The sequence below is a fragment of the Haloprofundus sp. MHR1 genome (assembly GCF_005155585.1).
GTDB classification, from domain to species: Archaea; Halobacteriota; Halobacteria; order Halobacteriales; family Haloferacaceae; genus Haloprofundus; species Haloprofundus halophilus.
On record NZ_CP039833.1, the window covers coordinates 1028162 to 1053856 of the forward strand.

Genomic DNA, 25695 nt, shown 5'->3' on the forward strand with positions numbered 1-25695 from the left:
GCGTCGGCATTTCTTAGCCACGAGTGATGACCGAACTCGTAGCCACGACGCCGGGGCTGTATCCGTTGCCCGACTGGGCGAAACAGCGGCTCTCGGAGTTGAAAGGCCACCAGAAAGGCGACCTCATCAGCGGCGACGAGGGGCCCGAAATCGTCGACGCGTACGAGCAGGCGCGCGAAGAAGTCGTCGCCGACCAGCGGGACGCGAACCTCGACCGAGTCGTCGAGGGGCAGCTCCGCTGGGACGACAACCTCGCGCACCCGCTGACCGTCCACGACAGCGTCGAGACGGGCGGCATCGTCCGTTACTACGACAACAACAACTTCTACCGCGACCCGCGGGTCGTTGACGAACTCGGCTTCTCCGGCGACGTGGCGGCGGAGCTAGAAGCCGCGAGCGAACTCCTCGACGGCGACGACTCGCTGCAGGCGGTCCTGCCCGGCCCGTACTCGCTTTCCGACCTCGCGACCGACGAGCACTACGGCGACGAGGCGGCGTTCCTGGACGCCGTGGCCGAGTTCCTCGCCGGCGAGGTCGAGGCGTTCCCCGAGCACGAGACGCTGTTCCTCCTCGAACCGTCGCTCGTCGAGAACGCGCCCGGTGACGGCCTCGACGCGCGAGCGAGCGAGGCCGTCGACGCGGTCGCCGCCGCGACCGACGCCGACGTGGTCGTCCACAGCTACTGGGGCGCGCTGGAGGAGAAAGTGTACGCGCACCTGATGGACGCCGACGTCGACGCCATCGGCTTCGACGTGGTGTCGGGCGACCGCGACCAGACGTTGTACAACGTCAACGAGTACGGTACGAAAGACAGCGTCGCGCTCGGCCTCGTCGACGGCCAGAACACGCTCGTCGAGTCGCCGGAGACCGTCCGCGACCGCATCGAGTGGGTGCAGGACCAGATTCCGGCACAGGAGTTCGACGCCGTCTACGCGACGAGCAACACCGAGCTGTTCTACCTGCCGGTGAACAAGTATCGAGAGAAGCTGACCGCGCTGGCCGAGGGCGTCGCCCTCGCTCGCGGCGAGGAGACGGAGGTACAAGCATGAGCCGAGACGCCGACAACAGAGCGCAGTTCCGCCCCGAGAACCACGAGAACGACCACTTCCTCCTGACGACGGTCGTGGGGAGTTATCCGAAGCCGAAGTGGCTCAACCGCGCGAAAGACCTCTCGGAGGACGAGGAGGCGCGCTTCGACGCCGACAACCTCGCGGAGGCGTACGACGACGCCTCGGAGGTCATCACCCACGAGCACGAGCGCGCCGGACTCGACACCGTCGTCGACGGCGAGATGCGCCGAAACGAGATGGTCGAGTTCTTCGCGCACCGCATCGACGGCTACGAGTTCAACGGCCCGGTCAAGGTGTGGGGGCACAACTACTTCGACAAGCCGAGCGTCGCGAGCGAGGTCGAGTACGACGAACCGTGGCTGGTCGACGAGTTCGAGTTCACCCGCGACGTCGCCTCCCGGCCGGTCAAGGTCCCCATCACGGGGCCGTACACGCTGGCTAACTGGTCGTTCAACGAGGCGTACGAGAACGAGGAGGAACTCGCGTACGACCTCGCCGACCTCGTCAACCTCGAAATCGAGAAACTCGTCGAAGCGGGCGCGCGCTACGTCCAGATAGACGAGCCCGCGCTGGCGACGACGCCCGACGACCACGCCATCGTCGGCGAGTGTCTCGAACGCATCGCCGACGGCATCCCCGAGGAGGTCCGCATCGGCCTGCACGTCTGCTACGGCGACTACTCGCGCATCTACCCCGAACTCAACGAGTTCCCCATCGACGAGTTCGACGTCGAACTCTGCAACGGCGACTACGAGCAGATAGACGTGTTCACCGAGCCGGAATTCGAACCGGACCTCGCGCTCGGCGTCGTCGACGCGCACACCGCCGAAGTCGAACCCGTCGAGGAGATAAAAGAGAACATCAAACAGGGGCTGAAGGTCGTTCCGCCGGAGAAACTCACCATCTCGCCGGACTGCGGGCTCAAACTGCTGCCGCGCGACATCGCCTACGGCAAGATGGAGAACATGGTCACGGCGGCCCGCGAAGTCGAGGCGGAACTCGACGCGGGCGAAATCGATCTCGACGCCCCCGTCCCGACCGCCGACTGACGCGCCGCTCCGATTTCGATTTGCGGTTAGGCGTCTATCATCACGTCGGTCGCTTTGACGACGACGTCGACGGAGTCGCCCTCCGAGAGTCGGTTGCGTGCGCTGAGTGTCGTGCAGGATGTGTGCCACGAGCAACTGCAAAGCGTTCGCCGCAACCGGACGAGCGAAAAGCGGACGGAGATTGAGACGGTCGACGCGGCGCCCTTCTGCTGCCGTTTCGGAGCGACCTGAGTGAGGGCTGCGTCTGCAGCCCGGAACGGTCACGGCGCGCCGCTACTTCGCGACGTCGTGACTCTCATCTCCGGGAATCTGCCCGGAAGATACGACGACACCGGACCCGGCGTCGTCGGCCGCGACGTGTGTTTCGCGCTGGTGTCCGACTCCGTGAGAGTCTGCTCCGTGCGGGCCGACTCCGTGAGGACCGACTCCGTGCGAGTGTCTGGCGGTGTGTACGCCGACCGTTGCGAGGACGCCGCCGCTCAGACTGAGCGCGACGACACGCACCGCCGGCGGCAGCACCGCGACCACCGCGCCGCCGCCGACGGCTCCGAGGACGAAAACCGCCTGAACCGCGAGAACGGCGGCGACGGCCCGTCGGCGGCTTCGCGCGCCGTAGAGAGCGCCGACGGCCGCGGTCTCCCCGGCGGCGTGGAGCGCGAGCACCAGCGCGCCCGCGACGCCGACGACCACGTCGGTGGCCGCGGCGGCGGCGAGGATCCCCCCTTCGAGCCCCCGGTGGACGAGAACCGCTCCGAACGCCGCGTCGCCGTCGACTTCGCGACCCTCGCGCCGATACAGCAGGGCGGTCGCCGCCGCGCCGCCGGCGCTACCGCCGAGAAACCCGAAAAGCGGGTCGTCGAAGAGGGCGACGAGGACGGCACCCCCGCCGAGGAGAACGAGCAACGTCGCGAGCATTCGAGTCGGCAGTCCCGATGCGGCCGCGCGACGCGCGACGGCGACGCCGCCGACGAGGCTCACGACGACCGACAGCGCCACCGCGAGACCGACGCTCAGCGCCACCCCGCTCGGTTCTCCCGCGGCGCTCGGCGGCTCGTGGGCGACGGCGACGCCCGACACGCCGACGGGAGCGGGGACCGCGAGGACGGTGACGACGGCGACGACCGTCGTGGCGGCGACGACCGCGAGAGCGGCGGGTCGGTCGCGGGTTCGGACGCGACCGGAACGACTGTCGGGGAACCGACGGCGGTTCCGGGTCACCGCCACGGGTTCTCCGTTAGTTCGGCCTGCACGTCGGCTCCGACCGCGAGACGGCAGTCCGTGCGCGGTTCGGCGACGCAACAGAGCACGTATCCCCGCCGGCGCTGTCGCTCCTTGAGCGCTCGCGGCGGACGACGGTACTCGACCTCGCCCGCTCGCAACCGGCCGGTACACGTCCCGCACGCGCCGGTCCGACAGCCGAACGGGAGCGCGACGCCCGCACGCTCGGCCGCGGTCAGGACCGTCTCTCCGGGTTCGGCGTCGACGGTCGCTTCCCTCCCGTCGCGCCAACCCAGCGTAACTCTCGCGGTCACATCATATCCACACGTCGCTGGTGCAGTCCGTGTCCGGCCAGCGGATCTCGTGGGCGCGCGCCGGTCCGGCGGGCATCTCGCCGAAGTCGACGAGGAACTCCTCGTCGAGCGTCATCGTCCCCTTCCGGGGGTCGACGTCCGCCTTCAGCATCACCGACCCGCGCTCGGCCTCCTCCGGGAAGAACTGGTTGTCCCACGTCGAGTACAGCGACGTGGTGAAGTACAGTCGCTCGCCGTCGACCGACAGCTGGAGCATCTGCGGCCCGGCGGCGAGTTGGCGGTCCGCGACCGGGGCCTCCTCGCCGAAGAGACCGCCGACGGCGAGCGTGTCGACCAGCCGCGGATGCATCGGGTCCGAGACGTCGTACATGTGGGCCTCGCCGTGGAGCCAACACGAGAGGAAGAGGTATCTGTCGTCCATCGAGAGGAGGAGGTCGGTGATAACCCCGGGGGCGGGGTCGTCCATCCCCTCGGCCTCCCGCGGTTCGATGTCGATGACTTTCTCGGCCGCCCACTCGCCGTCGCGCTCGTAGGCGTAGAAGACGTTCGACGAGAGCGCCGCGCCGACGAACGCGCCGGCCCCCTCCGGCGAGTGGAAGAACCGAACTTCGAGCGGAAGGTGACCCTCTTCGCCGAGGTCGAGCGTCTGTTTCACCGTCCGGTTCTCCCAGTCCCAGACGTGGATGCGACGGCCGTAGTTGCCGGCCTCGACGTCAGCCGGGTCGAAGCCGGGCTGGTACGTCTTCGGAGCGGCCCACTCCGAGGAGATCATCACGTTGCGCCGGGGTTGGTACCAGAAGTCGTAGTTCATCTCTATCTGGTCCGGCGACTCCCAGCGACCGACGATGTCGAACTCCTCGTTCAGTTCGAGGAACCCTCCCGGGAGTTCGCCGTCGGCGTTGCCGAGCATGCTCACGATAATCGTGCCGCCGGGCGCGCAGTGGACTGTGTGGGGCGCGGAGAGGTCGTACTCGAACACCTCCTCCGGTTCGATCACTTTCGTGATTTCGGGGTGTCGCGGATCATCGGTGTCGACGATGTGGATCCGCGAAGAGCGCTGGCCCGGGACGACGAGATACCGTCGGTCGAGTCCCTCGACGTGGCAGGAGGACGAACAGGCGTTCCAGCCGAAGTGGTGGAGCTCGTCGCCCTTGTTCGGCATCTCCATTCGGTCCGTGACCTCGCCGTACGTCGCCGAGTCGGGGTCGAGGTCGACGACCGCGAGGAAGTCCGGCGCGTCGACGTCCGTTCCGACGTAGAGCGCCGGAACGTAGGCGACGGTCTCGGGTTCGGATTCCTCGATTGCGGCCTGCGGGGTCGCATAGCCCGGACCGCGGTGGTCGTGGTGGTCGTGGTGGTCGTGGTGGTCGTGGTGGTTGTGGTGGTCGTGGTGGTCGTGGTGGTTGTGGTGGTCGTGATCTGCGTGATGGTCCTGCGCCGAGTCTTGTGGTTTGTTAGCACTCCCCATAAGTGGAGGAACCTCTCACGCTTTCTTAACTCATTTGCCAGCTTCGCCTGTACATCCCGAATGAGGGATTTTCAGGGGTATCAGCCTCCGTTTCGTCCTGAACGTCACGTCCGTCGTTTGTCCCGCTCCGAGGCCCACCGAACCCCCGCCCCGAGGAGAGCCGTCAGCGGGAAGTCGAACCTCGGCTCATCTCTCTTCCAGTCGACGACCCACTCGCCCCTCGCGTCCCTTCTGACGGGGACTTCGGTCCCCAAGAGCTCCGAGAGGTCGCTCGGCGGGACGCCGTACCTTCGAAGGACCGCTTCGAGTCTCGACCCCCCGTCGAGTCGCGCCGGGAGCGGGAACCACTCGCTGACGACGGGGCGGTCGGGCGTCGGAATCGCCACGTCGACGCGAACGCCGTCTACCGGGTTTCTGGCGTACGCCGCCGGGCTTCGGCCGGGGCGGCGGCGCTCCGGTTCGACGGCGCGGACGACACCTGCGTCGACGTGGCGTTCGAGCGCGAGCGATTCGAGGTGACGCTCCACGTCGCCGAGGCTTCGACGGTCCGGGACGACGGTCGTCGTTCTCGCGGTGAGCGCGCTCGCGACTCGTGCGAGCAGGAGCGCACCCGTCAAGACGACGAAGACGTACCCGACGAAGACGACGACGAGGAGTATCGCGAACAGGACGAACAGTTGTGAGATGTCGACCATGGGTGACCTTCCGGCGGCGTGGTGTCGCCGCTGATTCAGGCTGAGAGAAGAGGGCCGTGCGCATATCGCTTTGCGCGCGACGATTGAACTCTCCCGGGTTCGGGAGACTCAAGCAGTCGAGACGAACGGGAACGAGCCGAGTACGGCGGTCGCTCGGCGGTCGGAAAGCGAGAGAAAACGCGGAGATTAGTGGTCTTCGTCTTCGTAGAGCCACTGCTCGTCGACGCGTTCGTAGTCGAGCAGTTCCTCGTCGTCGAAGAACAGGCTGATTTCGCGTTCGTTCGCGCCCTCGTCCTCGTGGTCGGAGCCGTGGATGACGTTCCGGCCGAGGTCGAGGCCGAAGTCACCGCGGATGGTGCCCGGCGCGGAGTCGGCGGGGTCGGTCTCGCCCATCATGCGGCGGACCTGTCGGGTCGCGTCCGCGCCCTCCCAGACCATCGCGAAGACGGGTCCGGAGGTGATGAACTCGACGAGGCCGTCGAAGAACGGCTTGCCCTCGTGCTCGCCGTAGTGTTCGTGGGCGAGCTCCTCGTCGATCTGCATGAACTTCCCGGCGACGAGTTTGAGGCCGCGGTCCTCGAATCGGGAGACGATGTCGCCGATGAGGCCGCGCTGGACGCCGTCGGGTTTGACCATCACGAACGTTCGCTCGTCGTGGTGGCTCATTCGGCCCCTCCGCCGGCTTCGGTCCACTCCAAGTCGCGGGATTCGCGGCCGAGGTCGGCGTTCTTCTCGCACTTCGAGGAGCAGTAGTGGATGACGGTTCCGTCGGTGCGGACGAACATCGTGCCCGTTCCGGGTTCGATGTCCGCGCCGCAGTAGTCGCAGTCTCGGTTCTGTGGCATTGGCTTACTGGCCTCCGATGGAGTCCGCGTCACGCTGGGTCTCGCGGAGCTGGAGCACGTCGCCCTCTCGGACGGGACCCAACACGTTGCGCGTGATGATGCGGCCCTGGTTCGAGCCTTCGCGGATGCGGCATTTGACCTGCATGGCCTCGCCGTGCATCCCGGTCTTGCCAACGATCTCGATGACCTCCGCGGACGTCGAGTCGTTGGTACTCTCTTCTGCGCTCATGGTCGCTTACTGCAGGTCCTCGACCTTCGAGGCTATGTCTTCGACGTCCTCGTCGGCCTCGCCGGCGTCGACGATGGCGGCGGCGGCGCTGCCGACTTCGAGACCGGCCGCGTGGCCGATGTCGTCCTGCGTCTCGACGAAGATGTACGCGATGCCCTTCTCGTCCGCGAGTTCGGGCAGGTGCATGACGATCTCCTCGGGGGAGACGTCTTCGGCGACGTAGACGAGGTCGGCGTTGCCGCGCTCGATGGCTTTGGTCGTCTCGTTGGTTCCCTTCTTTACCGTACCGGTGTCTCGGGCGACCTCGAGCGCTTCGAGAGCGCGCTCGGCGAGGTCGGCCGGAACTTCGTAATCAACGTAAACTGGCATTGGTTGTTCACCTCCCTGTTCGTAGGCTCGCGCCCCACACCAGATGGTCGGTCCCTGATGGCGTGGGGCTTCATCAACCTCGAACAGGTTGTACACTCCTGTAACGTAGCACCCCATAAAAGCGCTTTCAAAGCGTACAGGCCGTGGTAGGCCTGCGCATGGCGATTTTCAGGAACGAGAGAGAAACACGTTTGACAGGAACCGAGCGAGTGACGAATCGGTCTGAACCGCCGCCCAGACGAAATCACCATTACCCGTAAGCGACCAGTACGGACGATGGACGTGGCCGCCCTCGCCGACCGCCTCCGCGCCGAGGCCGAGCGTGCGAACGAACGCCGACTGCTCGTACTCGCGGGCGACCGCGACGCCGGCACCGACGCCGCTTACACCGCCCTCGGCGCCGCCGGAATCCCCGACGAGGACGTAACCTTCGTCACCTCGCGCGAGGGGTTCAGATTCGAGCGCTACGCGCCGAACCGCGCGTCGAACCTCCTCGGCCGGACGCGAAAAGCCGTCGTGCTCGACGCCCACGAGAGGTTCTCGCCGAACGCGCTCGGACAGGTCGTCGGTGCCGTCGACGGCGGCGGTCTCCTCGTCCTCCTCGCCCCGCCGCTGTCGGAGTGGCCCGAGCGCCGCGGCTGGTTCGACGACCACCTCGCGGTGCCGCCGTTCGACCTCGACGACGTGGGGACGCGGTTCCGGGCGCGACTCGTCGGGACGCTCCGCGAGCATCCGGGGATCGCAGTCGTCGACGTCGATTCCGGGACGATCGAACGCGACGGACTCACCGACCCGTGGCCCGCGCGACCGCACAACCCGCCGGAGACTCCCGAGAACGCGGCCTTCCCCGAGGCTGTCTACGAGAGCTGCCTCACCGACGACCAGGCCGACGCCGTCGCCGCGCTCGAAGCGCTCGCCGACCCCGGCCACGCCGTCGTCGTCGAAGCCGACCGTGGACGAGGCAAGTCGAGCGCCGCGGGCATCGCCGCCGGTGCGCTCGCCGCCGAAGGGAGAGACGTGCTCGTCACCGCGCCGGCGTTCCGGAACGCCCGCGAGGTGTTCGTCCGCGCCGCCGCAGTCGTCGAGTCGATGGGCTGCCGGGCCGACGACGGCGACGACGACCGGCGAATCGAGACGGTCACCGGCGGGCGAGTGCGGTTCGTTCCACCCGTCGACGCCGTCGACCGACTCGGGGAGGCAGACAGCGACTACGACGGCGACAGCGACAGCGACAGCGACAGCGACGGCGACCACGGCGGCGACCACGACCACGACAGCGACAATCCGGACGTCGTGCTCGTCGACGAGGCGGCGGCGTTCCCCGTCCGTCTGCTCTCGAACGTTCTCGACGCGCCCGCCGTCGGCTTCTTCACCACCGTCCGCGGCTACGAGGGCGCGGGTCGCGGTTTCTCGGTGCGGTTCCGCGACCGACTCGACGACAGCGAGTTCGAGGTGTCGAACGTGACGCTCGCGGAGCCCATCCGCTACGCTGGGGGCGACCCGCTCGAACTCTGGGCGTTCCGCGCGCTGCTGCTCGACGCCCGCCCGCCGGTCGACCAACTCGTCGCGGACGCGACGACCGAATCGGTCGAGTACCGCGCGTTCGACCCCGACGACCTGCTGGCCGACGAGCATCTCCTTCGGGAGGTGTTCGGTCTGCTCGTACTCGCACACTACCGAACCGAGCCGAACGACCTCGCGCGGTTGCTCGACGCGCCGAACCTCTCGGTGCGGGCGTTGCTTCACGACGGCCGCGTCGTCTCCGTCGCGCTGCTGGCCCGCGAGGGCGGGCTCCCGGAGTCGACTCGGCGCGAGATGTACGAGGGCCAGCGCGTCGCGGGCAACATGATTCCCGACGTGCTGACGAGTCAGCTCAGAGACGAAGACGCGGCGTCGCCGGTCGGTTACCGAGTGCTCCGCATCGCGACGCACCACGCCGTCCGCTCGCGCGGCCTCGGCTCTCGGCTGCTCGCCGACGTTCGAGACGAGTTCGACGAGAGCGCCGATTGGCTCGGCGTCGGCTACGGGGCGACGCCGGAACTGCTCTCGTTTTGGCGCGAGAACGGCTACCGGACGGTTCACCTCTCGACGACGCGAAACGACACCAGCGGCGAGTACTCCGCGGTCATGTTGCATCCGCTCTCGGCGTCGGGTCGGGCGCTCGCGGAACGACACTCGCGGTGGTTCCGAGACAGGGCGGTCGGCGTCCTCTCGGACCCGCTCCGGGACGCCGACGCCGACGTCGTTCGGGCCACGCTCGGTGCGACCGGTTCGGGTGTCGACCCGACGCTCTCCGACCACGAGTGGCGCGTCGTCGTCGGCGCATCGTACGGACCGGGCCTCTACGTCGCCGCCCCCGGAGCGTTTCGGCGTCTCGCGCTCGCCCACCTCGTCGAGGGCATCGTCGACCTCTCGCCCCGCGCGGAGCGCCTGCTCGTCAGAAAAGTGCTTCAGAGCCACCCGTGGGACGTCGTCGCCGACGAACTCGACTACGTCTCGACTGGGCAGTGCATGCGGGCGCTCGGTGCGGCGTTCCGGCCGCTGGTCGACCGTTACGGCGCGGACGAACCGGTCGTCGCCGAGGAGCGGACGCGTTTCTCCGACGGTTCCTGAGCGGTACGCCGAAGAGGGGCGTCCGCGTACGGAGAGTATGGTCGAACCGCTCGGATGGCTCGCGCTCGCGCTGTTGGTGCTCGGCGTCGTCGGCAGCGTCGCACCGTTGTTGCCGGGCGCGCTCACGTCGCTCGCGGGAGTGTACCTCTACTGGTGGTCGACGGATTACGGAGAACCCGGCCTCCTCGCGGTGGCGGGCCTCACTCTCGTCGGCCTCACCGCGATGATTCTCGACTACTTCGCCGGCCCTATCGCCGCCCGGTACGGCGGGGCGTCGACGGCGACGACGCTCGTCGCGGCAACCGTCGGCTTTCTGGCGTTCTTCGTCGCCGGGCCGCCGGGCATCCTCCTCGGCGTCGCCGGAACCGTCTTCGCGCTCGAATTCTACCGGAATCAGGACGCGAACGCGAGCTTCAGGACCGCGCTGTTCGCGACGGCCGGCGTGTTGGCGTCGGCGGCCGTGCAGGTCGTGTTGACCCTCCTGATGCTCGTCGCGTTCGTCCTCGTCGTGTTTCTCTGAGGCCGTGTCGGTGCGAACGTTCAAATACGAAAACGGGACCAACGACCGGCGTGCGCTGACCTTCGCTCCGGACCGGTTCGCGGTTGCGCGACACGGCGGTCCGGAGTCCGCGAGTCGAAACCGGTCGTGTCGCCTGCTCGCCTCCGATTCGACCCTTCGAGCCGCCCGCTTAGTCGTGGCTAAAGTACGTCACCGCCTCGCCGTCACCCTGCGAGTCGACGCGAACGAAGCCGACGCGCTCGAACTGGACCACGTCGTCGACGGCGGCGTCGCCGAAATCGGGTTCGGCGTGACCCGTCACGTCGCCGTCCATTGTCCGCATCGTCACCGAGACGTTCTCGTCGGCCGGGACCCAGTGAACCACGTCGACGCCCCCGTCGCGCACGACGTCGATGTCGTCGCCGACGTATTCGAGCGCGTCGCCCTCGGAGCGGACGCAGCCGTAGCCTTTCAGCCAGACGCGCTCGCCGTCGTTCGGAAGGTCGCCCTCTTCGACGAGCACCGCGTCTCCGGCCGGGACGGTCCGTCGGCCGCGCTCTTCGTGGTCGGGGTGAATCGGCGGTCGACCGGCGTCGGGGCCGCCGGAGAGCGGCAGTTCGACGCCGTCGCGGACGAAGAAGTACCGCGGCGCCTCGTCGTCGACGAGCGCCCGGTTGTTCGCGTAGACGGTGCTCATCGCGAGGTCGACGTTGCTCGTGGAGGTGCCGAGACCGACCATCGATTCGACGATGGCCTCCCCGCGGATGCCGCGCCGTCGAAGGCTCTTGATGGTCGGCGCGCGCGGGTCGTCCCAGCCGTCGAGTTCGCCCTCGTCGATGAGGCGCTTGATGGTCGAAGTCGACATCTTGACGCCGTACTCGTCGATCTGGACGTGGCCCCAGTGGACGACTTCGGGGTACTCCCAGTCGAAGTAGTCGTAGACGAATCGCTGGCGCTTCGCGGAGTCCTGCAGGTCGATGCCGCGGATGATGTGGGTGACGCCCGTCAGGTGGTCGTCGATGCCGGACTGGAAGTCGAGCATCGGCCAGAGACGATACTCCTCGGCCTCCTCGCGGGGGTGCGGCGTGTCGATGACGCGGAAGGCGACGAAGTCGCGCAGCGCGGGGTTCTTGTGCTCGATGTCGGTCTTGACGCGAAGAACCATCTCGCCCGAGTTGTACTCGCCGTCGACCAGCGCCTCGAACTCCCGGAGCGTCGTCTCGGGATCCTTGTCGCGGTGCGGGCACGCCTCGCCGGAGTTCTTCAGTTCCGAGAACGCCTCCCCCGAGCAGGAGCAGGTGTACGCGCCGCCCTTCTCGATGAGCCGTCGGGCGTGGTCGTAGTAGACGTCGAGGCGGTCGGAGGCCCGAAGCACCTCGTCCGGTTCGAAGCCGAGGTAGTCGATGTCGTCCAAGATAGCGTCGTAGGCGTCCAAGTCGGGGCGCTTCGTCTCGGGGTCGGTGTCGTCGAAGCGGACGATGAACGAGCCGTCGTACATCTCCTTGTACGTCCCGATGACCGCGGGCATCCGCGCGTGGCCGATGTGCCACGGGCCGTTCGGGTTCGGCGCGGCGCGCATCCGAACCTCGTCGTACGCGTCGACGTTCGGGAGGTCCGAGAGCGCTCGGTCGTCTTCCTCGTCTTCGCTGTCGAGCTCGTCGAGCAGGTCGGGTGCGAGTTCGCCCAGTCGCTCGCGGCGCTCGGCGTGGTCCATCCCGTTGACCTCGGCGACGACGCCGCCGACGACGCCGGGTATCTCGCCGCCGTGCGGGCGGAACTCGGGATTCTCGCCCATGAGCGGGCCCATCACCGCGCCGACGTCGGCGTCGCTCTCGTACTTCACTGCGTTGAACAGCGCGTGCTTCTCGGCTTCCGCCTGCACGCGAGTCCGAAGGTCGTCGTCCATTACCGGCGGGTTTCGTCCGCCCGGTAAAAACAGCCGTGGATTGCCCGCAGCGCCGACCACGACACCGGTCCGAGAACGTGACACTCGGCGGTAGCAACAAGCCTATATGACGTCCCGAGCGAGGCCTCGGCGTGAACGCTCGGTCGTGGCTCTCGCTCGACGGGACGCCGGTCACCGAGCGACGCTTTTACTGGGCGTGGATCGCGGCGGCGGCGGGTTACGGCGTCGGCGACGTGGTGACGACCATCGCCATCGTCGCGTTCGCCCCAGGCGTCGTAGAGGGAAATCCGGTGATGGGTGCGAGCATCTCGTCGTTCGGGTTCGCCGGACTCGTCGGGCTGAAACTCGCCGTCTTCGCGCTCTGTCTGGCCATCAGTCAGTACGCCGCCCGCGTCGGTGACCCGGTGGTTCCGTACGTGCTTCCCGGTCTGCTCGCCGCGGTCGGGGCGGGGCTCACCGGCTACAACGTCTGGTCGATGGTGCAGTTCGGCTGACGGAGCGCAAAAAAGCGCCGAGAGAACCGGAGCGACGTCTCAGTAGCCGCGCGTGATGAGGTAGTCGGCGATGTCTTCGAGGAGCCCTCGCGCCTCGTTGTCCGGCAGCACCGACAGTCGTTCTTTGCTCTGTTCGACGAGGTCTTCGGCCATCTCGCGGGCGTACTTGATGCTGCCCACGGTTTCGAGTTCCGCGACGGCCGCGTCGATGTCCGCCTCGGTCACCTCGTCTATCGACTCGGTGTCGACGAGAGCGGCGATGTCCACGTCGTGTTGGCGCGCGTGCAGCGTGATGAGCGTCTCCTTCTCCTCGACGAGGTCCGACCCTCGCTGTTTACCGAGCTCCTCGGAGGGGACGGTGAGGTCCAACACGTCGTCCTGTATCTGGAACGCGCAGCCGGCGTCGATGCCGTACTGGTAGAGCGCGTCGACGACGTCCTCGTCGGCACCCATCAACACGGCGGGCGTCGACGCCGCCGCCCCGTACAGTACCGCCGTCTTGTACTCGATCATCTCCAGATACTCGTCGGGGAGGATGTCGTTGCGGTGCTCGAAGGAGACGTCGAGCGCCTGACCTTCGCAGATTCGCGTGCAGGTCGTCGCGAGCAGTCGAGTCGCTTCGAGACCACGCTCGGGTTTGGCACCCGTGTCCGTCATGAGTTCGAACGCTTTCGAGTAGAGCGTGTCGCCGGCGAGGATGGCCGTCTCCGTGTCGTACGCCGCGTGTACTGCCGGAACGCCGCGGCGTAGGTCGTCGTCGTCCATGATGTCGTCGTGGATGAGCGTGAACGACTGGATGACTTCGAGACCGACGGCGGCGCGCATCACGTCGACGTCGCCTCCGTCGAGCGCCGGGAACTCGCGGTACTCCCTCGACAGCGGCGACACGTCGGCGAGCGCTTCGGCGGCCAAAAGCGCGACAGCGGGACGGAGACGCTTGCCACCCGCCTCCAAGAGGTAACGCGTGGCTTCGTAGAGGCGCTGTGGTTCGGCCATGGGCACCTCCTCGTCGATGGCCTCGTTGACGAGCTCGCGTCGCTCGCCGACGGCGGCCAGTACCCGCTCTTCTGTCGCGTTCGATGACATCACTGGACCAGCTGAATCATGTTCCCGTTGCTCGTCACGTGCACGTCCCGGCCGAGCGTGTAGCCCTGCGACTCACAGAGGCTGACGTACGGCGCGAACCCTTTGAGGTTCTGGTGGGCCGGAATGACGTGCTGGGGCTGCAACGCGTCGAGCATCGTGTAGTGGCCCTCCTCGCGGAGGTGGCCCGAGACGTGGATGTCGTCGTAGATGCGCGCGCCCTGCATCTTCAGGAGCTTCTCGGACTGGTAGCGCTGACCCTCGTTGGTCGGCTCCGGGATGACGCGGGCCGAGAAGATGACCTTGTCGCCGTCTTCGAGTTCGTACGGCGTCTCGCCGCGGCCCATCCGGGTGAGCATCGCGCGCGGTTCGCCCTGATGGCCCGTGACGATGGGCAGGAAGTTCTCCTTGCCCTCCTTCATGATGCGCTTGAACGTGCGGTCGACCGACTTGCGGTGACCGTACATCCCGAGGTCGTCCGGGAAGTCGACGAAGTTCAGGCGCTCCGCGGTGCCGGAGTACTTCTCCATCGAGCGGCCGAGGAGAACCGGCTGGCGGCCGATGTCCTTGGCGAACTCGACGAGGCTCGTGACGCGAGCGATGTGGCTGGAGAACGTCGTGGCGACGATGCCGCCGTCGTAGTCCTCGACGGAGGTCATCACGTCTTTGAGGTGGCGACGAGCGACGGACTCGGAGGGCGTGCGGCCCTTCCGACCCGCGTTCGTGCAGTCCTCGATGTACGCGAGGACGCCGTTGCCCTCGCGGCCGATTTCGCGGAAGCGCTTCATGTCGATGGGGTCGCCGATGACCGGCGTGTGGTCCATCCGCTTGTCGAGACCGTAGACGATGGCGCCCTCCGGCGTGTGGATGACCGGGTTGATGGCGTCGATGATGGAGTGGGTGACGTTGACGAACTCGAGTTCGACCTGGCCGGAGTCCCCGATGGACATCGTCTCGCCGGCGCTCATCTTCACGAGGTCGTTGTTGACGTTGAACTTGTTCTCGCCTTGGACCTGCTGTTTCACCAGTTCGATGGTGAACGGGCTGGCGACGACGGGCGCGTCGTAGCGGTGGGCCAGTTTCGAGATGGCGCCGATGTGGTCGAGGTGGCCGTGCGTCGGCACGATGGCCTGCACGTCTCCTTCGAGGTCGCTCATCACGCGGTCGTCCGGGATGGCCCCCATGTCGATGAGGTCCAGGCTGTGCATCTTCTCGGTCTCGACGTTGTCGTGGATGAGAACCTGCGAGAGGTTCAGACCCATGTCGAAGACGACGACGTCGTTACCGGCGCGGACGGCAGTCATCTGCCGACCGACTTCTTCGTAGCCGCCGATGGTTGCGATTTCGATTTCCATGGTTTATCAGAGCATTGAAACGCCACGTCCTGTGGCTGCGGTTGCTCACGCAAATCCGAGGGCGTCAGGGGGCCACCGGCCCCGGCGTCTTGCAGCGCGTCGGTCGCTGGTCCCCGCGTGTGGTCGCGTCCGACCCGATGTCGCGCACGGCACCGCCGCGCGTCGCGTCCACACTTACCCGCGGGCTGTTGGTACTTGTGGGCTACACGCCGGGGTATTAAAAACTACGTGGGTTAGTCGGCCGAGACCGAAACGGCTCGAATCGGACGGCACGGCCGGTGGGGACGGTCGTCGACCGCCGTCGCTCACGAGACGACGACACTCGTCTCGTCCACAACGACAACGCCTTTATCGCCCCCCTCGCAACGATGGTGACGCAATGAACCGTCGGACACGAGAGTACCTCCGGGGCCGCTTCGGCGACTACTACCGGAGCGCGGACCTCACGCTGCCGCCGGCGGCCGAGCGGCGCGAGTGGGGTCACATTCCCTGGACCGCCGGCGGCACGACGATGGTCCGCCACCAGTCGCTGCTCGACGTCGGCGACCTGGGCGGCTTCCTCGCCCGCGAGTCGCCGCGGCACGTCTACTTCTCGGCGGCGCGCTACGCCGACCCCGGAGCCAACGAGATGGACGAGAAGGAGTGGCAGGGTGCGGACCTCGTGTTCGACCTCGACGCCGACCACCTGCCGGGCGTCGACCCCGACGCCGCGAGCTACGCGGAGATGCTCGCGGAGTGCAAAGAGGCGCTGCTTCGCCTCCTGTCGTTTCTCGAGGACGACTTCGCGTTCTCGGAGCTGGAGATTGTCTTCTCGGGCGGTCGCGGCTACCACGTCCACGTCCGCGACGAGTCGGTGCGCGAACTCGACAGCGAGGCGCGGCGCGAGATCGTCGACTACGTGCGCGCCATCGACCTCGACTTCGACGGCCTCGTCACGACGCGCAGCGAGCGCGGGACGACCCGCCGCGTCCTCCGGACCGAAGGCGGGTGGGGGAAGCGAACCCACACGGCGCTGCTGTCGTTCGTCGAGGAGCTCCAGTCGATGGACGACGCGGACGCGAGCGAGCGCCTCCAGGAGTTCGACGGCATCGGCGAGGGACGCGCGAAGACGATTATCGGGGCGCTGCGGCGCAACCCCGACGCGATTCGAGCGGGGAACGTCGAGGCCGGCGGCCCCGGTCTCCGCCTGCTCGTCGAGACGGTCGCCGAGCGAGTCGTCGCCGACCAGACCGCCCCCATCGACGAACCGGTGACGACCGACGTGCGACGGCTCATCCGACTCCCCGGGAGCCTCCACGGCGGATCGTCGCTCGTCGTGACGCGACTCGACCGCGAGCAGGTCGAAGGGTTCGAACCCCTCCGGGACGCCGTCCCCGACCGGTTCGCGCGGCGAGATATCGCGGTCGAACTGGACGAACCGGCGGTCGTCGAGTTCGGCGGGGAAACGACTAAGCTATCAGCGGGAGAGAATACAGTGACGGAGAGCGTCGGCGTCTTCCTGATGACGCGCGGGGCGGCGGAGAAAGCCAGAGAATGAACTTAGACGAACTCAGAACGGTCCAGTCGAAAGAGCGCCGAAAGGACGGCCTCCAGCAGCTTCGCGACAGTTTCTACGCCGACGTCGCCGAGTACATCGCCGACCTGAAAGCCGAACGAAAGCGCGTCGCCGACGCCACCGACGACCCGTTTTCGTCGCCCGAAGTCGGCCGCCTCACCGACGAGATAGAGACGGCCGAGGAAGTCGTCGAAGCGGTGTACGAACGCCGCGTCGGCAAGGTGGTCAAACTCGCCAGCTTCGCCGCCGCCGATATGCCCGTCGACGAAGACGGCTTCACGAACGAGGAGCGGGCGCTGTTCGACGACCTCGTCGCGCGCATCGACCGGAACAAGTCGACCGTCCTCGACATCCTCTCGGGCAGACGGAGTCCGCGCGCCGAACCCGACCCGAGTCGCGACGAGACGCCGGAGGCCGGTCCGTCGAGCGCCGGCACCGGTCCCGTCGCGGACGCGACGCCGGACGTCGTCTCCGATGCGCGCGAGTCCCGGTCGGGGCCGTCCGGCGACGGCGACGGTGACGCTCTCGCGGACGCGATGGGCGGTAGCGACGGGTCGGCGGCCGATGCGGCTACCGACGCGTCGCCGTCGTCTCCCGACCCGCCGACGGCCGACGCGGAGGCGACGGCGACCCGAACCGAGTCGGAGACGACTGTCGACGACTCCCCGCAGTCGGTTCCGCCGGACACGCCGGACCCGGAGGTCGGGGGCGAGTCCGCCGCGGAGGGAACTGCGGACGCCGATACCGAGACGGACGCGGACGTCGAGCGCACGACGGTCCGCATCACCCAGAACGTCGGCTCCATCTTCGGCGTCGACGAGCGCGAGTACGACCTCGCCGCCGAGGACGTGGTGACGCTGCCGACGGCGAACGCCGAGCCGCTTTTGGCCCGCGACGCCGCCGAGCGGTTGGACTGAATCGAGCGAGCGAACCGACGCGACCGAAGTCACAAACGGTTTTTACGCGGACTCCGTGAATCGACCATGCTCTCAGTCGGCGACGACGCCCCCGACTTCGAACTGCCCGACCAGCGCGGCGAGACGGTTTCGCTCTCCGATTTCTCGGGCGACCGAGTGGTGCTCTACTTCTACCCGCGGGCGGACACCCCCGGGTGCACGACCGAGGCCTGCGGCTTCCGCGACAGCATCGAGCGGTTCGAGGAGCGCGACATCCACGTCCTCGGCGTCAGCGACGACCCGGTGAGCGACCTGAAGTCGTTCGCCGAGGAGTACGACCTCCCGTTCGAACTGCTCTCCGACGAGTCCGGAGAGGTCGCCGCCGCCTACGACTCCTACGGCGAGAAGAACATGTTCGGCAACACCTTCGACGGCGTGTTCCGGAACACGTACGTCGTCGGTCCGAACGGAACCATCGAGCGAGCGTACGAAGGCGTCTCCCCCGAAGGCCACGCCGAGGCCATCCTCGACGACATCGACGCGTAGCGCCCGCGCCGACTTCGCAACGTCAGCGGAACAGGCCGACGACGGACCGGAGGCTCGCGCGTAGCTTCGGCAGTTCCGCGGTCAGCGTCTCGTACTTCACCAGCGCGAATCCGACGAAGACGAGCAGGAAGCCGCCGACGGTCATCGCCGTGATTTGCTCGTTCAACAACGACCACCCCAGAAACGTCGCTACCACGGGGACGACGTAGGCGACGAGGTTCGCCTGAAACGGACCCTGTCGGTCGAGCAGGTCGAAGTAGATGGAGTACGCGAGCGCACTGGCGAACACGCCGAGAAACAGCAGTGCGAGAACGGTTCGGGGCGTAAACGACACTGGGGGGACGCCCTCGGCGGCGAGACTGCCGGTGTGGATGACGATAGCGCCGAGCGCCATCGACCACGCGGTGACCGCGACGCTCGGCGTCTGCGCGTCCGCCCGGCGGACGAGGACGCTCCCGAGCGAGACGGCGACGGCCGCACAGAAGACGATGGCGACGCCGAGCGCGTCGCCGGAGAGGTCGCCCGAGAGCAGCGACGGGTCCGGGCCGGCGACGACGACGACGCCGACGAGGCCGAGGAGGACGCCGACGTACCCCCGCGAGTCGAGGCCGACGCCGCCGACCAGCAGCGCCGCGAACGCCGTCGTCAGAATCGGGTTGAGGCTGTAGACGATAGAGGCGATGCTCCCGGTCGTCTGCGTCTGCCCGACGAACAGCAGCGCGTTGTTGGCGGCGACGATGAGAAACGCGCTGGCGGCGATGGCGGCGACGTCGCCGCGGGTCCGCGGTATCGGGTCGTCGAGGCGAGACGCGGCGTACCCGAGGAGCAACACCGCTGCGACGTCGAAACGGAGCGCGGCGAACAGCACCGGCGGGAGGTTCTCCAACCCGACTTCGATGGCGACGAACGACCCGCCCCACAGCGCCGACAGGAGAAAGAACAGCCCAACGTCTCGGTATCGGGACACACCGACCGTCGGCGACGGACGGAAAAGAGGCTGTCCGTCCGGGCGGGGGTCGCCGGTTTCGGGTTTCGGGGCGCTCTTCGAAGAGAAACTGTTTAATACGGCGACTGGTTTCCTTCGGGTCGGACACGTCGTCGCTCGCCGCACCGTGGTTGCGACCGGTCGGCCCGCGGGGTCGAAGTCGTCACGGCGCGGAACGGTATCCACGAGGACGACCCCGCGAAATCGAGAGTGACATCGCTACCGAAACACACCTCGTTTCCGGTGAAATAAACGGTTAACATGTTTTTCGTTCCCGAGTATGAGAGACGACGGAGGCCGACTCGGGAGAGAACGGTCGCAGCGAAAAAGACGGTAGCAGCGCGTTCGAGGCGCTATCTTCGCGAGCCGGTTACTGGAACGTTCGGCTCATCTCGTCGGTGTCGCGCTCGATCTCGGCGGTGCCGAAGCGCTTTTCGATCTCGTCGTAGCGCTCGCGCGTCTCCGAGGTCACGCTCGGACCGACCTGGTCGAGGGCGTCCTCGAAGTGGTCCATCGTGATGCGGACGTTGCCGACGGAGTCGTCGACCTCCTCGGGTTTGACGCTCAGGATGAACTCGCGGCTGGCGGCCATCGCCGCCTCGCGGGCGAGCGCTTCGAGGTCGGCGCCGACGTAACCGTCGGTACGGCGGGCGATTCTGTCGAGGTCCACGTCGTCGGCCAGCGGTTTGTGCTGGGTGTGGACCTCCAGAATCTTCCGGCGCGCCTCCTCGTCGGGCACCGGTACGTGGACGTGGCGGTCGAGTCGACCCGGGCGCAAGAGCGCCGAGTCGATGAGGTCCGGCCGGTTCGTCGTCGCGATGACGACCACGTCTTCGAGCGCTTCGAGGCCGTCCAACTCGGTCAGCAGTTGGGAGACGACGCGCTCGGAGACGCCCGAGTCACCGCTGTTTCGGCCGCGCTCGGTCGCGATGGCGTCTATCTCGTCGAAGAACACCACCGTCGGCGCGTTTTCGCGAGCCTTGCTGAACACCTCGCGGACGCCCTTCTCGGACTCGCCGACGAACTTGTTCAGCAGCTCCGGCCCCTTCACCGAGATGAAGTTCGACTCGGCTTCGTTGGCGACGGCCTTCGCTAGGAGCGTCTTGCCCGTTCCGGGCGGGCCGTAGAGGAGGACGCCCTTCGCGGCGGCCATGTCCATCGTCTTGAACACGCCGGGGTACTCCAGCGGCCACTGAATGGTCTCGCGGAGCCGTTCCTTGGTGTCTTCGAGACCGCCGACGTCCTCCCACGTCACGTCGGGCACCTCGACGAACACCTCGCGGAGCGCGGAGGGCTCGATTCCCTTCAGCGCCTCGCGGAAGTCGTTCTCGGTCACCTGTAGCGACTGGAGCACGTCGGCGTCTATCTCCTCGGCGTCGAGGTCCAACTGCGGGCGGATGCGCCGCAGCGCGGTCATCGCCGACTCCTTCGCCAGCGATTCGAGGTCCGCGCCGACGAAGCCGTGGGTGTTGTCGGCGTACACGTCGAGTTCGACGTCGTCGGCCAGCGGCATGTTGCGAGTGTGGACCTGCAGAATCTCCTTGCGACCGTCGCGGTCCGGGACGCCGATCTCGATCTCGCGGTCGAAGCGTCCGCCGCGGCGCAGCGCCGGGTCGATGGCGTCGACGCGGTTCGTCGCGCCGATGACGACGACCTGGCCGCGCTCCTCGAGACCGTCCATCAGCGAGAGCAGCTGCGCCACCACGCGGCGCTCCACGTCGCCGCCCGCCTCCTCGCGTTTGGCGGCGATGGAGTCGAGTTCGTCCATGAAGATGATGGCGGGCGCGTCCTCGGTCGCCTCCTCGAACACGTCGCGCAGTTGCTCTTCGGACTCGCCGTAGTACTTCGACATTATCTCCGGACCGGAGATGGTGTGGAACTCGGCGTCTATCTCGTTGGCGACGGCTTTGGCGATGAGCGTCTTACCCGTTCCGGGCGGCCCGTGCAGGAGGACGCCCTTCGGCGGTTCGATGCCGAGGCGCTTGAACAGCTCCGGGTGGCGCATCGGCAGCTCGATCATCTCGCGGACCTGTTCGAGTTCGTTCTCGAGGCCGCCGATGTCCTCGTAGGTCACGTCCGGGCCGGTGCCGGAGTCGCCGCTCGCGCCCTCGCGAATCTGCTCGGCGGGCTTCTCGCTGATCTCGACGGTCGTCGAGTCGTTGATGACGACCGTCCCCGACGGCTGGGTCGACGCGATCTTCAGCGGAACGGCCTGGCTCTGGTTCGACATGAAGCCGAAGCCGAGCGGGAGGCGGACCGTCTGGCCCTTGGTGACGGGCTGGCCGCCGAGTTCGCGGCGGATGAGCGCGTCGATGTTCCCGCGGATGCCGAGCCGCTGAGGGAGCGCGACGGTGACCCGCTTCGCGGGCTTGACGTCCGCTTTCTCGACGGTCACGCGGTCGTCGATGCCGACGTTCGCCTGCTGGCGGAGTCGACCGTCGATGCGGATGACGCCCGATCCGCGGTCCTCCGGGTAGCCCGGCCAGACGCGCGCGATGGCCGCGCTCTCCTGGCCTTCGATGCGGATGAAGTCGCCGCCTTCGAGCCCCATCTCCTCGGCTACCTGCTTGTCGATGGCCGCCAGTCCGCGACCGGCGTCTTTCTGTTTCAGTGGTTTGACTGTGAGCTTCATTTGGACACCGTGATAGTCAGTACACCGTTGTTGGTCTCAACTGTTGCGTCGGTCCCGGGCAGTTCGAACTCGAACTCGGTTTCGGACACCCGGTCGCCGTGGTCGACGACCACGATGGCCGTCGTCCCGACGACGTCTACGTCCACGGCGTCGTCGGCGACGCCGAGTTCCGCAGCGATGACCCAACTGTCGTCGTACTCGTATCGGCGGATGAACCGCTCGCCGCCGGCTGATTGTTGAACACTCATTGGGTGATTCCTAACCCCAAGTTAGGCACGCAGGTATTTAAACATTTCTTCGCCTAATCGCAGTACACCGGCCGATTTGGCCAACTGCGGTGGAATTGTGGTTCACACGAGAGTAGTCGGTGTGAGTCACTCCGAACGGCGCGGAGATACCGGGGCGACCCGACGCACGGATGCGTTTATCACGAGCGCCACGAAAACACATCACATGAACACGTGTACGCACCACGGACGCGAGACCGCCTACCGCGTCTCCGGCGGAGACGCCGGCGACTCCGAGAACGCGGGGCTGCTCTGTATCCACGGCAGCGGCGGCTCACACGGCGTCTGGAAGTCGCAGTCCAGACTCGCCGACGAGCGGCCGGTCACGGCGCTGGACCTGAGCGGACACGGCGAGAGCGACGACGTCGACGCCGACGCCGGATACGAAGCGCTGTCGGCGTACGTCTCCGACGTCGCCGCCGTCGCCGACGAGACCGACTGCCGCGTGCTCGTCGGCAACTCGTTGGGCGGCGCGGTGGCGATGCTCGCCGTCCTCGACGGGGCGGTCGACCCGGACGCGCTCGTTCTGACGGGGACGGGGGCGAAACTCGCCGTCCTCGACGACCTCCTGGTGTGGCTCGAAGAGGATTTCGACCGCGCCGTCGAGTTTCTACACGGCGAGGACCGCCTGTTCCACGACCCCGACGAGCGTTACCTCGACCTCTCTCGGGAGGCAATGCGCGAGGCCGGCCAGGAGGTCACCCACCGCGACTTCCTGAGTTGCCACACGTTCGACGTTCGGGACAAGTTGGGGAACATCGACGTGCCGACGCTGGCCGTCGTCGGCGAACACGACAAGCTGACGCCGCCGCGATACCACGAGTATCTCGCCGACGAGATTCCCGACGCCGAGATGGTCACCGTCGGCGACGCCGCGCATCTGGCGATGTTGGAGCAGCCCGAGGCGTTCAACGACGCGGTGTCGGCGTTTCTGGACGAGCGGGGAATCTAGCCGGGGACGCCGTAAGCCGAACCCGCTCGTCGTACCGCGAGCGAGTGAAACGAGCGAGCGGCCTTTTTGGTCCAGATTTTCCAAGCGAGGGTGCCAAAGCGCACCCCACGGCAGTAAAAAAAGGTGGGTCTAGTACAGCGAGTCCAACTCTTCCTCGACGTGACTGTGCTCCTCCGCTGGGAACTCGCCGTTCTGCACCGCCTCGCGGTACGACGAAATCGCCGACTCCATCTCGCTGCGAACGTCACCGAACTGCGTGGCGAACGGCGGCGTGTAGTCGCTCATCCCGAGCACGTCGTCGACGACGAGCACCTGCCCGTCGCAGTCCGTTCCCGCGCCGATGCCGATAGTCGGAATCTCCAGTTCCTCGGTGACGCGGGCGGCGAGATTCGACGGAATGTGTTCGAGGACGAGCGAGAACGCGCCCGCGTCCTCGTGTGCCCGGGCGAGTTCGAGAATCTCCTTGGCCGCCTCCGGTGAGGTCCCCTGCCGGGCGTAGCCGACCGATTTGACCTGTTGCGGCGTCAGTCCGAGGTGCGCCATCACCGGGATACCCAACTGCGCGAGTCGTTCGGTGAGTTCGACGGTGTGGGGGCCGCTCTCCAGTTTCACCGCGTCGGCGTCGGCCTCCTTCAGCATCCGACCGCAGTTCTCGATTCCCGACGCCTCGTCGACGCCGAAGGAGAGAAACGGCATGTCGGCGACGACCAGCGCGTCCTCAACCGCGCGGGCGACCGCACCCGTCCGACTCGCCACTTCGTCGACCGTCACCGGGAGCGTCGACTCGTAGCCGAGGGCCGTGTTCCCCATGCTGTCGCCCACGAGGAGGATATCGATACCCGCCTCGTCGGCGACTGCGGCCGTCGGCGCGTCGTACGCCGTCAACATGGTTATCGTCTCCTCGCCCCCCATCGCGCGGATGTCCCGAACCGTTGGCATACCCGCCGTTGGCGCTCCCGAAAGTAAATACGTACGCCTATCGGCGGAGCTGTCGAGGGAGACGCCGGAGCGGACGGGCGTGCGGCAAACCGGCACACATTAAGGTTCGCGTGCGAACGTTCGCGCGTGCAACCCGTCGAGCGCTCGAACCCCGAAGGCGTCGACTTCGGGTGGGTGATGCAGGTGACGTTCGTCACGACGATTCTCGTCGGCGCGCCCGTCGTCGCCGCGCTGTCGACGACGGTGACGCTGCCGACGTGGGAGTCGCGCGTCTCCTTCGCCGTCCGCGTCGGCGCGATCATCTGGGTTCTCGTCGCGCTCAGCGCGTACGCGTACGCACGGCGCACCGACGCGGGAGACGGCGGGTCGAAGCCGGACGAGGCGGAGTCCGCGGACGACCCGTCGGACTGAGTCAGACGCCGGACGGTCCGCCGCCGACGTACCGGAACGCGACACCCGCGCGCTCTGCGGTCCGTTCGTCCCGCGCGGAGTCGCCGACGAACAGCGCGTTCTCGGGGCCGACGCCCAGTTCCCGGAGCGTCGCCAACAGCGGTTCGGGGTCCGGCTTCCGCGTCGCCACCGAGTCGCGTCCGACGACGCTGTCGACGTACCCGGCGAGTTCGTGGACGTCGAGCGCGATTCGACAGGCGTCCTCGCAGTTGAGCGAGCAGACGCCGACGGGGACGGCGTGGTCGGCGACGCCGTCGGCCAGCGCCAGTCGCGTCGAGTTCCGCGCGCCGTCGCGCTCGTGGTCCGCGATGACGGCCTCGATTTCGGGGCGCATCTCCTCCTCGTCGGCCAAGTCGAGCATCGCCCAGAGGTCCATCCCCGCGGCGTCGACGCCGGCGTCGTCGAAGGCGGCTTCGGCGTCGGCGGCGACCCGGTTCCAGTCGACGAGCAGGTCGACGAGCGTCCCGTCGAGGTCGTAGACGACGGCGTCGTACGCCTCGAACACCGTCGAGTCGTCCGACAGCAGTCTGTCGAGGGAGTTTGCGGTCACTGTGTTCGACTGTGCCCGCCACCGAAAAGACGGCTTCGGTCGTTGAGAGTGGAGAGTACTGCGTGCGGGTATGAAATTCAATCGTATGTGTCGAGATGTGCTTCCGAGCCGAGCCATTCGTCACGGAGCAATCCGTACAAAACCATGTCTCGGTGCTCACCGTCAACGAACATGAAACCGCGTTGTCGACCCTCCTCGACGAATCCGAGGGACTCCAGTAATCCCCGCGAGGCGTCGTTGAAGTCGAACGCCTTCGCCCCAATCGCCGGAGTGTCGTACTCGCGGAAGATGTAGTCGACGACGAGCGAGACGGACTCTTTCCCGTAGCCCTTACCGTGAACCTCGGGGACGAGCCAATAGCCCAGTTCGGGGCGCTTGTAGTCGGCGTCCTCGACGTTCACCTGGCCGATTCGCCTCACGTCAGTCTCGTCCGTGTCGTCGGGGTCGGTCCCTTTGGCTTCGAGACAGACGAGAAACTGGTCGGTGCCCCGCTCGGTCGAAACTTCGAACTGCTCGCGAGCCCGGACAGGGTTGCCTAGTGAATAGCGAATTTCAGGAGTGACGCTTTCGCGCTGCAGAAACGGGATATCTTCGTTCTCGACCGTCCGAAGGGTGACTCGCTTACCGCTCGTTACGCGTGCGCCTGCCATGGAGTAAGTGACAATTGAACCGACAAGGTGTTTTCCAAACGGTTCG

At 67.1% G+C, this 25695-nt stretch carries 27 protein-coding genes; 10 read left to right on the forward strand and 17 right to left on the reverse strand.

All coding sequences use genetic code 11. The annotated features are described in order from the left end of the window. The first annotated feature begins 26 nt into the window (after positions 1-26). On the forward strand, positions 27-1049 hold the full coding sequence (locus tag FCF25_RS05200) for a 5-methyltetrahydropteroyltriglutamate--homocysteine methyltransferase (RefSeq protein WP_137047537.1): 1023 nt from the start codon (positions 27-29) through the stop codon (positions 1047-1049). Further along, positions 1046-2119 (forward strand): methionine synthase, encoded by a 1074-nt coding sequence (locus FCF25_RS05205; RefSeq protein ID WP_137047538.1) that lies wholly within the window; start codon positions 1046-1048, stop codon positions 2117-2119. The genes FCF25_RS05200 and FCF25_RS05205 overlap by 4 nt, the downstream gene beginning before the upstream one ends. 273 nt (positions 2120-2392) lie before the next feature. Here FCF25_RS05205 and FCF25_RS05210 read toward each other — a convergent pair whose 3' ends face one another. From FCF25_RS05210 to rpl7ae, 8 genes are all read right to left on the reverse strand, one after another. Continuing rightward, a complete protein-coding gene (locus FCF25_RS05210) occupies positions 2393-3337 on the reverse strand; it encodes a hypothetical protein (RefSeq protein ID WP_137047539.1) in 945 nt (314 codons plus the stop codon). Next, complete coding sequence (locus FCF25_RS05215; RefSeq protein ID WP_117595091.1) at positions 3334-3651, reverse strand: 2Fe-2S iron-sulfur cluster-binding protein; 318 nt, start codon at positions 3649-3651, stop codon at positions 3334-3336. The genes FCF25_RS05210 and FCF25_RS05215 overlap by 4 nt, the downstream gene beginning before the upstream one ends. A 1-nt stretch (position 3652) precedes the next feature. Continuing rightward, positions 3653-5119, reverse strand: a complete 1467-nt coding sequence (locus FCF25_RS05220) for a selenium-binding protein SBP56-related protein (RefSeq protein WP_137047540.1) — start codon at positions 5117-5119, stop codon at positions 3653-3655. Positions 5120-5223: 104 nt separating this feature from the next. Then, a complete protein-coding gene (locus FCF25_RS05225) occupies positions 5224-5814 on the reverse strand; it encodes a hypothetical protein (RefSeq protein WP_137047541.1) in 591 nt (196 codons plus the stop codon). Positions 5815-6000: 186 nt separating this feature from the next. Beyond that, positions 6001-6480, reverse strand: coding sequence for a nucleoside-diphosphate kinase (gene ndk / locus FCF25_RS05230; protein WP_117595094.1), 480 nt, complete (start codon positions 6478-6480; stop codon positions 6001-6003). Beyond that, on the reverse strand, positions 6477-6659 hold the full coding sequence (locus FCF25_RS05235) for a 50S ribosomal protein L24e (protein WP_117595095.1): 183 nt from the start codon (positions 6657-6659) through the stop codon (positions 6477-6479). The genes ndk and FCF25_RS05235 overlap by 4 nt, the downstream gene beginning before the upstream one ends. A gap of 4 nt (positions 6660-6663) precedes the next feature. Then, positions 6664-6888, reverse strand: coding sequence for a 30S ribosomal protein S28e (locus tag FCF25_RS05240; RefSeq protein ID WP_058582947.1), 225 nt, complete (start codon positions 6886-6888; stop codon positions 6664-6666). Positions 6889-6894: 6 nt separating this feature from the next. Beyond that, positions 6895-7257, reverse strand: coding sequence for a 50S ribosomal protein L7Ae (rpl7ae, locus tag FCF25_RS05245; protein WP_117595096.1), 363 nt, complete (start codon positions 7255-7257; stop codon positions 6895-6897). A gap of 276 nt (positions 7258-7533) precedes the next feature. On the opposite strand from rpl7ae, the gene tmcA reads away from it, so the two are divergent. Both tmcA and FCF25_RS05255 read left to right on the forward strand, forming a co-directional pair. Further along, on the forward strand, positions 7534-9870 hold the full coding sequence (tmcA, locus tag FCF25_RS05250) for a tRNA(Met) cytidine acetyltransferase TmcA (RefSeq protein ID WP_137047542.1): 2337 nt from the start codon (positions 7534-7536) through the stop codon (positions 9868-9870). Between the two features lie 37 nt (positions 9871-9907). Next, on the forward strand, positions 9908-10390 hold the full coding sequence (locus FCF25_RS05255; protein WP_137047543.1) for a DUF456 domain-containing protein: 483 nt from the start codon (positions 9908-9910) through the stop codon (positions 10388-10390). 169 nt (positions 10391-10559) lie between these two features. Here FCF25_RS05255 and FCF25_RS05260 read toward each other — a convergent pair whose 3' ends face one another. Further along, the gene (locus tag FCF25_RS05260) at positions 10560-12275 is read right to left on the reverse strand and encodes a glutamate--tRNA ligase (protein ID WP_137047544.1); all 1716 of its coding nucleotides are present in this window, start codon (positions 12273-12275) and stop codon (positions 10560-10562) included. Between the two features lie 131 nt (positions 12276-12406). Here FCF25_RS05260 and FCF25_RS05265 point away from each other — a divergent pair, with 131 nt between their 5' ends. Further along, positions 12407-12769 carry a hypothetical protein gene (locus tag FCF25_RS05265; protein ID WP_137047545.1) on the forward strand — a complete coding sequence of 121 codons (363 nt, stop codon included), beginning with the start codon at positions 12407-12409 and terminating at the stop codon, positions 12767-12769. A 39-nt stretch (positions 12770-12808) separates the two neighbouring features. On the opposite strand, the gene idsA3 is transcribed toward FCF25_RS05265, so the two are convergent. Then, positions 12809-13855, reverse strand: a complete 1047-nt coding sequence (gene idsA3 / locus FCF25_RS05270) for a geranylfarnesyl diphosphate synthase (protein WP_117595100.1) — start codon at positions 13853-13855, stop codon at positions 12809-12811. Then, positions 13855-15207, reverse strand: a complete 1353-nt coding sequence (locus FCF25_RS05275; RefSeq protein WP_117595101.1) for a ribonuclease J — start codon at positions 15205-15207, stop codon at positions 13855-13857. The genes idsA3 and FCF25_RS05275 overlap by 1 nt, the downstream gene beginning before the upstream one ends. A 379-nt stretch (positions 15208-15586) precedes the next feature. Between FCF25_RS05275 and priS the strand changes: the two genes are divergently transcribed. The 3 genes from priS (at position 15587) to bcp (ending at position 18204) form a co-directional block, all read left to right on the forward strand. After that, the gene (priS, locus tag FCF25_RS05280; RefSeq protein WP_117595102.1) at positions 15587-16744 is read left to right on the forward strand and encodes a DNA primase small subunit PriS; all 1158 of its coding nucleotides are present in this window, start codon (positions 15587-15589) and stop codon (positions 16742-16744) included. Then, positions 16741-17679, forward strand: a complete 939-nt coding sequence (locus tag FCF25_RS05285) for a hypothetical protein (protein WP_137047546.1) — start codon at positions 16741-16743, stop codon at positions 17677-17679. The genes priS and FCF25_RS05285 overlap by 4 nt, the downstream gene beginning before the upstream one ends. A gap of 66 nt (positions 17680-17745) precedes the next feature. Beyond that, a complete protein-coding gene (bcp, locus tag FCF25_RS05290) occupies positions 17746-18204 on the forward strand; it encodes a thioredoxin-dependent thiol peroxidase (RefSeq protein ID WP_137047547.1) in 459 nt (152 codons plus the stop codon). Between the two features lie 22 nt (positions 18205-18226). Here the strand turns inward: bcp and FCF25_RS05295 are convergent, their stop codons facing one another. The 3 genes from FCF25_RS05295 to FCF25_RS05305 all read right to left on the reverse strand — a co-directional run bounded on the left by FCF25_RS05295 (position 18227) and on the right by FCF25_RS05305 (position 22069). Further along, positions 18227-19171, reverse strand: a complete 945-nt coding sequence (locus FCF25_RS05295; RefSeq protein ID WP_117595105.1) for a DMT family transporter — start codon at positions 19169-19171, stop codon at positions 18227-18229. Positions 19172-19559: 388 nt separating this feature from the next. Continuing rightward, positions 19560-21821 (reverse strand): CDC48 family AAA ATPase, encoded by a 2262-nt coding sequence (locus FCF25_RS05300; protein ID WP_117595106.1) that lies wholly within the window; start codon positions 21819-21821, stop codon positions 19560-19562. Continuing rightward, positions 21818-22069 (reverse strand): Hsp20/alpha crystallin family protein, encoded by a 252-nt coding sequence (locus FCF25_RS05305; RefSeq protein ID WP_117595107.1) that lies wholly within the window; start codon positions 22067-22069, stop codon positions 21818-21820. Before FCF25_RS05305 ends, FCF25_RS05300 begins: the two co-directional genes overlap by 4 nt. Positions 22070-22274: 205 nt before the next feature. Between FCF25_RS05305 and FCF25_RS05310 the strand changes: the two genes are divergently transcribed. Then, positions 22275-23060 (forward strand): alpha/beta fold hydrolase, encoded by a 786-nt coding sequence (locus FCF25_RS05310; protein ID WP_117595108.1) that lies wholly within the window; start codon positions 22275-22277, stop codon positions 23058-23060. Between the two features lie 129 nt (positions 23061-23189). Here FCF25_RS05310 and panB read toward each other — a convergent pair whose 3' ends face one another. Beyond that, on the reverse strand, positions 23190-23999 hold the full coding sequence (panB, locus tag FCF25_RS05315; protein ID WP_137047548.1) for a 3-methyl-2-oxobutanoate hydroxymethyltransferase: 810 nt from the start codon (positions 23997-23999) through the stop codon (positions 23190-23192). A 126-nt stretch (positions 24000-24125) separates the two neighbouring features. On the opposite strand from panB, the gene FCF25_RS05320 reads away from it, so the two are divergent. Continuing rightward, a complete protein-coding gene (locus tag FCF25_RS05320; RefSeq protein ID WP_137047549.1) occupies positions 24126-24410 on the forward strand; it encodes a DUF5822 domain-containing protein in 285 nt (94 codons plus the stop codon). A gap of 1 nt (position 24411) precedes the next feature. Here the strand turns inward: FCF25_RS05320 and FCF25_RS05325 are convergent, their stop codons facing one another. Together FCF25_RS05325 and FCF25_RS05330 are read right to left on the reverse strand one after the other, a co-directional pair. Further along, a complete protein-coding gene (locus FCF25_RS05325; protein ID WP_232819750.1) occupies positions 24412-24999 on the reverse strand; it encodes an HAD family hydrolase in 588 nt (195 codons plus the stop codon). A gap of 77 nt (positions 25000-25076) precedes the next feature. After that, positions 25077-25649, reverse strand: coding sequence for a GNAT family N-acetyltransferase (locus tag FCF25_RS05330; protein ID WP_137047551.1), 573 nt, complete (start codon positions 25647-25649; stop codon positions 25077-25079). Between the last annotated feature and the right edge of the window lie 46 nt (positions 25650-25695).